Here is a 9,644-nt window from a genome sequence, read left to right on the forward strand (position 1 = left end):
ACTCAGAGATAACGCTGGGTTTAGAATAAAATGCTTGTATGTCATGGCATAGACACACAAGTGCAAAGGAAAGGTTGAGGCGGCTTAGTTGACGTTGTATTCCTCGAGGAAGCGGTTAAGGAGGCTTTTTCGGTGCTCGATGGCTGAGATAAGGTCGTTTTTCATGTTCTCAGTGACCTCCGCCATCTTGGTGACTTCCACAACCACTGTATTGTTGTTTTTGCCAACGGTCTCTGCCTGCTCCAGGATTAGCTTAGCGGATTCCTCAACTTGCCCCGCGTCGCTGACGACCCCTTGGGCAAGCTTAGCCATGTCTTTAGCTTCAACCACGACGCCGCTGGTAACCTGCTGCACCTGCTCTGCAGTCGATGAAACATCCTTAGCTATACTTGCCACCTGCTGAGACGAGGCTGTCTGCTCCTCCACCGCGGAGGAAGCTTCCTCTGAGGCTGAACTGCTTTCCTCAGCGATACTGGCGACTTCCTCGATGGTTCTAACCACCGAACTTAAGGCGCCAAGTCCACGTTCAACGCCGTTTGCAAGGTTCGTTACTTTGCCAGTCATTTCACCCATGATTTTGCCTATGCCCTCGGATTCTTTGATGGCGCCTAAAACCACGTTGGCTCCTTCCGCGGCTCCCACCTGTGACTGCTGGGTTATGCTGCTGGTCTGCATGCCGGCTTCCTTGATGCCCTTCACTAACTTTATGGCTGAGCCGGCGGCTTCTTTAGATTGTCCCGCTAGGCCCTTAACTGCGTCGGCGACCACTGCGAATCCGCGTCCTGCTTCGCCTGCGCGTGCGGCTTCGATGGCTGCGTTGAGTGCCAGCATGTTAGTTTGGCCTGCGATGTCCGAAACCGAGTTAGCCATCAATCCGACTTGATCGACGGAGTTAACCATGGAGGTAACTGCTTCGGAGACCCGGGTGATGTTGCCTTTTATGTTCTCGATAGCCACCAATCCCTGTTGGCTTTTTTCGTTGGCTTCTTTGGATTTTTTTAGCGCATCCTCAGTGACTGTTGATGCTTCCTTAGCGATTACCCCGGCTTCATCCATGACTCTTTTGAGGGCTTCGCTGCTTCTAGCCGCGTCCTGAGATAACTCCGCTAGCTTCTGGGCTCCGATGGAGACCTGCTGGGAGGCGGTGCTGACCTGCTGCATTCCCAAGGCCATCTGGTTGGAGACGTAGGCGGCTTCTTTGCCCATCTCAGCTACCCTAGCGGTGGCTTTGGATGCGCCGTCGGCGTTTTGCGCTACCTTATCGGCGACTTGCTCGACGTTTCTTGCGTTAAGCGTGACCCGGCTCACTACCTCGTTTGCGCCTGTGACGAGCTCAGCGACTTTTATGGCTGCCTGCTCTGCTTGGTAGGCAAGGTCTGCGGCTACCGCGGCGTTCTGGATGGTTTCGTCGGCTTTAGCGCTTATGTTCTCTGCGCTTTCGATGGTTTCTTTGAGAACTTCGATGATTTGTTTTCTTAATTCCTGATTTTTCTCTTGGAGAATTCTGTTTTCAGCTTGAAGTTTTTCAACCTGACTTGATTGTTCGGACCTTTTCTTTTCCTTGGGCTCTTGGGTCATCTACTCTACTATCCACGGGGTTATGAGTGTGTGTTAGCGGTTTACTTATAAGTAAATTATGAAAACCCTATATGGATTACAGATATGCTTAGCTGCATGCCTTAACAATCTCTTTAGGGATATCCTCAAGGGAAGCAACCACGTCGACGCAGCCTGTTTTAAACGCAACCTGCGGCATCCCATAAACCACGCTGGTTTTTTCGTCCTGCGCAATCGTTGCGCCACCCCGCTCCTTGATGGCTCGGACCCCGTTGGCGCCGTCAGACCCCATACCCGTCAGGACCACGCCGACGTTTTTGGCGCCATACACGCTTGCCATCGACTGCATGAGCACATCCGCGGCTGGGCGAACATAATTGACGGGTGCATCGGCGTTAAGGTGGATTCTGCCGTCTTTCGTAACCACCATATGGAAGCCTCCGGGGGCAACCAACGCTAGCCCCTCTGCTACGCGGTCACCCTCCTGGGCTTCTTTCACGGGAAATTTGCAGCGCAGGTTTAAGCCTTCAGCGAAGAGTTTGGTGACGCCCTTAGGCATATGCTGCACGATTAGGATAGCTGGTGATTGGCTTGGGAGCGCAGTTAAAACCTTTGTCAGCGCCGGGGGACCCCCTGTGGAGGCGGCTATCGAGATGACTTTTTCGCTTCTTTTTGCTGCCAGGCCATAGTCGGTTTGAGCCTGGAACTTGACGAAGGAGAGGTTAGCGGACGCGGCTGTTTTAACTTTAGAAACCAATTCCTCGCGGACCGAGCCCATTTCAAGCCATCCTTGACCCGAAGGCTTAGGCACATAGTCCACGGCGCCAAGCTCCAGTGCCTTAAGCGTCAACGAGGCTTCCCGCTGCGTCAAAGCGCTAATCATGACGATGGGTGTGGACTGCGTCTGCATGATTCTATGCACTGCAGTTAAACCGTTCATCTTGGGCATTTCAACGTCCATGGTGACGACGTCGGGTTTAAGCTGCGCAACCTTGCTGATGGCTTCTTCGCCGTTGCGGGCGGTTCCCACAACCTCGATTTCTCCATCTGCCCCTAACAGGTCAGAGAGGACCCTCTGCATTAAAAGTGAATCATCCACGATTAGGAGCTTGATTTGACCCATAGCAGGCAACAGCGTCAATTAAATCTGGGTCATGGGGCGGCTTGTTTTTCGGTTTGTATCTGGAATCCGGTTTTCTCGCCTATGCTGAGGCTTTCTTTTGAGGCGACGCGGAGGAGGTCGAGTAGTATGATGAGTTCCTTGTCATGCTTAGCCACGCCCAGAACCGTTTCGGATTTATCCATGATTAAGCTGTCGCTGTTGGCTTCGATGTCGCTTTTGGGCAACGTCAAAACCTCCATGACTGAATCCACCATGATGCCTACGGGATGTTTATCCTGCACAATAATCATGATGTTAGAGTTTCCGTTGCTGACTTCTAATCCGAAGCGTTTACGCAAATCGATGACGGGGATGACTTCGCCACGCATATTTGTTACTCCACGCACATAGGCGGGGGCGTAGGGAACCGGGGTTACGCCTTCAAAATTTTTGACTTCCCTCACTTGGCTTACGTTTACTCCGTAGAGGGTGCTGTCTAAAGTGAAGGTCAGCATCTGTATTTCGTCGCGGGAATTTCCTTTTCCATTCAGGGACAACTATACCACCAAACGCTATCTCATCTGCTGAAGTGGTTATAAGTTCTTATGAAAAGCCGCTAATGACTAAAAATATTTATCTTAAATCAAAAGGATGGGCTAAACGATGTAGCCTCTGCCGCAGGAGCTGACTACTTGGTGTTTAAGCCAATCCTCGCTCATCAAGCACCATTTCGCGTTGGCGCCCTCAATCTGCAGCACCATAATTAAGTCTAGTTTATCGAGTTTAGCGTACTCCATCAGTATATCGTAGGTGCCCTGATTGATTTCTATGTCGAGGTCTTCAAGACTGTTGTCTTGGGCGCGTTTGGTGTGGAAAATGGCTTTCAGCCGACCCTGATCCTGCAGCATTTGCACGTTGACGCTGTTAACGTAGTAAATCGAGTCTTTGTAGCTTAAAATTACGTTTCGAGCGTTCTCTGATTTAACTTCGCTGTGCTCCATTTTCTTTTCTCCCCTAACTGGAATAGGAGCGGCGGCATGAAATAAAGGTAATCTTCCTAGCGGAGGAATATGTCCAGAAACGCACAGCATAGACTGGTGCCCAAAAAGGGGTGGAGAAAGAAGGGGGTTAGTTGTTTCTGTGCCTGACGCATTGCGGTACATCTAAGACCAGAACCACTTGGCCGTCGCCCAGAATCGTGGCGCCGCTGACGCCTTTGATGCCGGAGAGCATCTTGCTTAGCGTCTTAACCAGTATATCCTGCTGACGCAGCACCGAATCAACCGCCAAAGCCACCTTGCTGTTTTCGTCGCCGAGGTAAATGATAAGCAACTCCAGTTCCTCCTCGTTTGCGTCGGGGAGATTTAGCAGCTGATGCAGATGCACTATGGGAACCACCTTGTCCCGCACCAGGATAGCGCTGCTTTTACCCAGCCGTTTGATGTCAGCCTTCTTCACCCGCACGATTTCGCTAACTTGGCTTGTGGGGATAGCGAAGGTTTCTGTGGTGTCCTTGACCAGAATAGCCTGGATAATCGCCAATGTAATCGGCAGCTTAATGGTGGTTCGGGTTCCGTACCCGATTTTGCTGTCAACATGCACCGTGCCGCCTAAAGCTGATATCTTTGTTTTCACAACATCCATACCTACACCTCTACCGCTTGTCTCAGTTAACTTCTTAGCAGTAGAAAACCCAGGTAGGAAAATCAGGTTAATCAGCTGTTCCTTGTTCATTTTGTCAAGTTCAGATTGAGTCGCGATGCCTTTTTTGAGTGCGGACTCCTTGATTTTCTGGGGGTCAATGCCTTCTCCGTCGTCGAAGACTTCGATGATGACGTGGTTGCCGTTGCGCTGGGCTGAGAGCACGATGCGTCCAGTCTCGTTTTTGCCATGGGCACATCTCTCCCGGGGTTCTTCTATGCCGTGGTCCACGCTGTTTCGGAGCAAGTGAATCAGGGGCTCTCCGATTTCGTCAAGCACCGATCGGTCAACTTCGATTTCTTTGCCCTCCAAGACCAAATCAATCTTTTTCTTCTGCTTCAGCGATAGGTCACGGACTAAGCGGGGAAACCTGTCAAAGACCTGGCTAACGGGGACCATGCGGACCTCCATGACGAGGTCTTGCAGGTCAGCGGTTAAGCGGTCGATGTTTTCGGTAACCCGCCTTAAGCCTGCATTGTGGTTGTCTGTGGTGACTTGCAGCAACGCGATTTTGTTGATGACTAATTCCCCGACCAGATTCATCAGCTTATCCAGTTGATCGAACTTTACACGCACCGTCTGGGCTGTTTGGGTGTCGTGGGCGATTTTGGTTACGGCTTTGTCCTCTACTGTGACGACATAGTTGTTTTCAGCTGGAAGCGCAGCTGTTTCTTGGGGCTTCTCTGTGAAGGTCTGCAGTGCAGCCGCTTCGGATTCGAAGCATTTAACGTCTACGTTTTCAACTTCTAAAACCTGTTTAACCGAGTTTTCGATTGTTTGCTGGTCGCTGCTGCTTGAAACAAGGATTTTAAAGCCTGAGGCGAGTTTTTGCTCGTTTAAGTTGTCTTTTTCAGGAATCGACTTTAAGATTTTCGCGACCTCGTTTATTCGGTCCAGCACCATTCCTGCCCTGATGCCCTTGAATTCGCAGTCGGAGGCGAAACTTAGGCATAACCCAAAGAATCTCTCTGGGCCAACGCCCTGTTTTGCTTGTGGGGCGCTGACTTGGGGGGTTTGTTGGGGTTCAACTAATGGGGGGCTGGCCTGTTCTAATTGCAGTTTGCAGTCTAGTGGCCCATTGGGAGCAGACTCGATTTTTTCAAGCTGGCTTCTCATGGTTTCCAGTTTACCTTTGAAATCGGAGGAGTCGATTTCTCCCTCCACGCTGTTCTGGATGTTCTCTAGGCGCTGGGTGAGTGCATCCACGCATTCCAGGAGCAGGCTGATTAACTCGCAGGAGGGGCTGCTGCCTTTACGCATCAAATCAAAGATGTCTTCCATGGCGTGGGTGAGTTCCTGGAAATCCTTATACCCCATCATCCCCGAGGAGCCTTTGAGTGTGTGGGCGGAGCGGAATAGCATGTTGATGACTTCTTGGTTCTGGGGCTCTTTCTCCAAAATAAGCATAGACTTCGTTAAGGTCTCGATATGTTCCTTGGCTTCTTCGATGAAGACTTCCCTGTATGCGTCACTGTCTAAAGACACACTGATTCACCCAATATCCAGTAAGCTTAAGCTACCATAAGCCCCAAAAGACGTAATTTAGTGATGTGCGTCTCGGCTTGGACACTCAACCCCCAGCGACGGTTTCTGTGGCTCTCTGTTGCTTGCACAAAACTAAAGGCCCCTTTTAAATAGGCAGCATACGAAAACGTATGCGCAACCAGCAAGAGCTTTCTTTCCGTGCTAAATAGCGCTATGCAAGCACAAACACAACTGAATCGCTGGCGCCGCCAAAGCATCCGCCCCAAGCCTACATACGCAGATGCAGAGGCAAATTGATTCCACAAAATTTGTTTACATGAAAAGTCCTAGCGATAACAGTGCAAATAGAATCAATCTGGAAAACAGAACTTTCCATCTTGACGTATAGAGACTTACCGCTTGAGCTTCTTAAAGTACACAGCAATTCCTACAACTGCAACCATAACTAAAACCGTCGCTATAGCTGCAATGGATGTCAAGGGAAAATCTGACGCCAACTGATCAGAGGTAGGCTCAAGGCTGCTAAAGGGGTATACTGCATTTATCTATTATTTTATCGCCCAGCATTAGATTTATTACCGCTTTGTGTCCTGCAATTTGGCTGAGATTCTCATATCCGTTGTGAAGCAGAATAACGTACATCTGGACCTCTGATGTTTGGCCCGGCTGAATCGTGCCTATTGGCTCAGAGGTGCCCCAATTATAAATATCGTCAGGCACTCCTGTAATAGTAAGGTTCAGATTCAAGTCGCTGACTGAGTTAATGTCGTCATTGCGGATTGTAACATTAAACCAAAAATCCATAGCCATTCCCACCGGATTACCCCAATGGTCGCTTGGTGTTAAGGCAATAATTTTAACGCTATCGTTATTTGAAGTAACTGTATCGTTAAGTGGCGTTCTTGTAGCATTACTCGATGCAATGGCATCATTGATTTGCGGACCAAAATGACTTGTTTTATAGGTCAAAGCAAGAGTTAAGGGTACAACGACCAGAACAGCAATAACTAACAGGAGTGCAATTTTTTTACTCATACTGACCCTTCTTAATTTAAGGCTATGAATGATATAAAAGTTTCTTGTGTTCCATTTTTGAATAGTACGCTATTTTAGTAAGCTAGCTTTAAAATTTCACAAATGTTATAAGCTGATTGTGATATATTGTACATCTGAAAGCAACCAACCGGTAGCTCTCAAATACGTCAATGGAAGTTAAGAAAATGGTAAATAAATTATTTCTTACGGGAATTATCATTTTTGTGCTACTTACTTCGATTGCATACCCCTTCATTCCTAATACACAAGCTGCAGGACTCACCAGCCAGCAAAAAGCAATCTCAACATTAAACAATGTTGTTGGTCTTGACACACCAAAATACAACATTTCAATAAATCAAGAATCAAATGATTTGTATAGAGATACTCTATCTAGAGAAAACATTCACATTAAACTAGATGCAGCAGATAGCAACGTAGATACACTCTGTAGTTTCATCAACGGTGATTTACAAATGATTTATGTCAGTGCCAATGAAGGTTCGCCTCGCATGAATACATTGATCAATAGTGATGTCGACACGGCACAAAACTTCCTTGTAAACTACCAAACTCAGAATAAAGGTCTTTATGAACAATTAAATACACTCCTCACTAAGACTGATGCCACCAAAAACTCTTCGATAACGATTGGTAATATTAAGCTAGATGTCACGGCGCTAGAAAAAGATACAACTTTTCAATGGACGTATATCGAAAATGGCATTGTTGCTCCGGATAAATGTGTTGCCCTACGGTACAACAATGGATTCCTAAATTATTTTGTTGATAATTGGAACCTTTATCAAGTAGGCAGCACAAAGATAAAACTTTCTGAGAAGGATGCTATATCTATTGCGATGAATAAAGCGCAAAATTATTCGGTAGACGGTTCTGAAGTTGGAACTATAGGTGGGTTAAAATTTAACGTAACAAATGCTATGGTAATTGAAACACTACTATCCTCAGCTGTATATGCAGAGCCCAATAAAGCCCGCAGCCAAGATCCACTTGAACTTTATCCGATGTATAATATCTGGGTTAGCCTTGACAAGTTCTATCCAGGGAATGTCTATGGTTTCAACGTTTATATATGGGCTGACACAAAAGAAGTCTACTACATTCATCAAAGGGTTTCAACAATTGACCCGCCCGCAGAGCTAGTGGCCTCTGCAACAGACAGGATATCGCAGTCATATTGCCCAACGGCCAATTCATCCCCCACTTTAACTTTAAACTCATTTCTAGACTTTCCAGTATATATCCTGATTTTCATCGTTGTCATATCTCTAATAACGCCATTTTATCTTAGTAGACAAAAGAAAAATGCCCCAACTCTTCTACGTTTGCCAAAAATTAGTTGTCTAAAGGCTGGCGGAATAGTACTTTGTTTATTAATTTTGTCTCCAATAATAAGCGCGTTGTCGGCATCACCTGTAGCTGCTACTAATGTCGGTGGGGCCTCTGTTTGGGGTGCAGAAAGCATAGGTTCAATAAACTCCAGCCTTAATCCACCAGAAAGCTGGCGAAAAACGAACGGTGAAGTCGAATGGCAAAGAAGCACCTCAGCATATATTGCTACTTTATTCGCTAATAATGGTTACATCTCTACTAACAATCAAGGTGTCAATAACTATGGGTCTAATAAAGGCCCTGTCTTAGATCAGATTCAATACTTTGAGTCAAACTATCCGCGGGTTGCAGTTGTCGATTTCGACCATGGTAATGGCGCAAACGAAACAGATATTACAGGTGCGTCTGGTGATGAATTCCACTACCTGTTTGAGGATAATTGGGGGACACGAGAAGGACCAGTTTATAACAGTGATGACTCGAATGCTAACCAGCATGCTATTTATGATTCTAATATCTATGAAGAGACAGTGGCTGGCAAGACTTGTTTTGCGTTCATTAATACATGTAATTCAGCGCACGTTGGAGATAGCTATTATGGACAGTATGTTTCTACACAGGGGCTAGTCGACAATTCAATCCATAAGGCCCGTGGTATGCCATTCGCTTGGAGCCACGGCATAAAGGTCACCGCTACACCTAATTCAACTCCTCCTTCCGGCTGGATGAGCCGAGATGGTTTCTCATATGCCGATTCAGGCGATTTCTGTTTCATAGGATTTGAATTAGGTTCAGCAGCATTAGACCAAACCCTTGCAAGCAGCAGTTATCATTATTACTACTGGGTTTACCACTTCTTTCACTATGCTTTGGAGGGTGATAATTCCATACATACCGCTTTGAACTTAGCTTCTCACGACACATTTTCGGGTAGCCCTAATTTCGATGCCTCTCCACTTTCTAACAGTACCGGCTTTGAAGCAATTTGGCCCATGTTTATCGATGGTCAATGGAATTATGATGATTACAGTGTTCCTAATTGTCATATGCGCGTTTACGGAAACTCGTACATTAAACTCTATCAGCCTCTTGTGAATTTTTCTGCTGTTTGCAATACGTCTGGTCATGAAAATGATGTTTTATATCCTCAGTTCGCTGTGGGTGGTGAAACTCATTATTGTGGGAATCAGAGGTTAATCGGTAAAACCTATTCGGTCAGCGTCGCTCCTTTGCATAACTATCTTTTCAGCTATTTCTCCTTCAATGGCCAAAACTATGCTCCAGGAAATATTCCGCTAACCTCAGACGGAAATTTGGTTGCGCATTATATTTGGTATCCAGTATATTATCCGCTAACAATTTCTTCTAGCGGTTCAGGTAGTACTTCGCTGTCTGGGGTTCAATCTTGTCT

7 protein-coding genes are annotated in these 9,644 nt (G+C 46.8%); 1 reads left to right on the plus strand and 6 read right to left on the minus strand.

Annotation, left to right across the window (positions count from 1 at the left end; genetic code table 11):
- Positions 1-84 precede the first annotated feature (84 nt).
- The 6 genes from NWE93_05820 to NWE93_05845 all read right to left on the minus strand — a co-directional run bounded on the left by NWE93_05820 (position 85) and on the right by NWE93_05845 (position 6,880).
- On the minus strand, positions 85-1,578 hold the full coding sequence (locus tag NWE93_05820; GenBank protein ID MCW3999737.1) for a methyl-accepting chemotaxis protein: 1,494 nt from the start codon (positions 1,576-1,578) through the stop codon (positions 85-87).
- Positions 1,579-1,666: 88 nt separating this feature from the next.
- Positions 1,667-2,689: a chemotaxis response regulator protein-glutamate methylesterase gene (locus NWE93_05825; GenBank protein ID MCW3999738.1), complete on the minus strand. Its 1,023-nt coding sequence runs from the start codon at positions 2,687-2,689 to the stop codon at positions 1,667-1,669.
- A gap of 20 nt (positions 2,690-2,709) precedes the next feature.
- Positions 2,710-3,216, minus strand: coding sequence for a chemotaxis protein CheW (locus tag NWE93_05830; GenBank protein ID MCW3999739.1), 507 nt, complete (start codon positions 3,214-3,216; stop codon positions 2,710-2,712).
- Positions 3,217-3,315: 99 nt separating this feature from the next.
- Positions 3,316-3,660: a hypothetical protein gene (locus NWE93_05835; protein ID MCW3999740.1), complete on the minus strand. Its 345-nt coding sequence runs from the start codon at positions 3,658-3,660 to the stop codon at positions 3,316-3,318.
- 127 nt (positions 3,661-3,787) lie between these two features.
- Positions 3,788-5,845, minus strand: a complete 2,058-nt coding sequence (locus NWE93_05840) for a chemotaxis protein CheA (GenBank protein ID MCW3999741.1) — start codon at positions 5,843-5,845, stop codon at positions 3,788-3,790.
- A 522-nt stretch (positions 5,846-6,367) separates the two neighbouring features.
- Entirely contained in the window at positions 6,368-6,880 is a 513-nt protein-coding gene (locus NWE93_05845; protein ID MCW3999742.1) for a hypothetical protein, read from the minus strand.
- A 185-nt stretch (positions 6,881-7,065) separates the two neighbouring features.
- On the opposite strand from NWE93_05845, the gene NWE93_05850 reads away from it, so the two are divergent.
- On the plus strand, positions 7,066-9,644 hold a 2,579-nt coding region (locus NWE93_05850; protein MCW3999743.1), incomplete at its 3' end, for a hypothetical protein.

It is taken from the genome of Candidatus Bathyarchaeota archaeon, assembly GCA_026014735.1.
Taxonomy (GTDB): Archaea; Thermoproteota; Bathyarchaeia; order Bathyarchaeales; family Bathycorpusculaceae; genus Bathycorpusculum.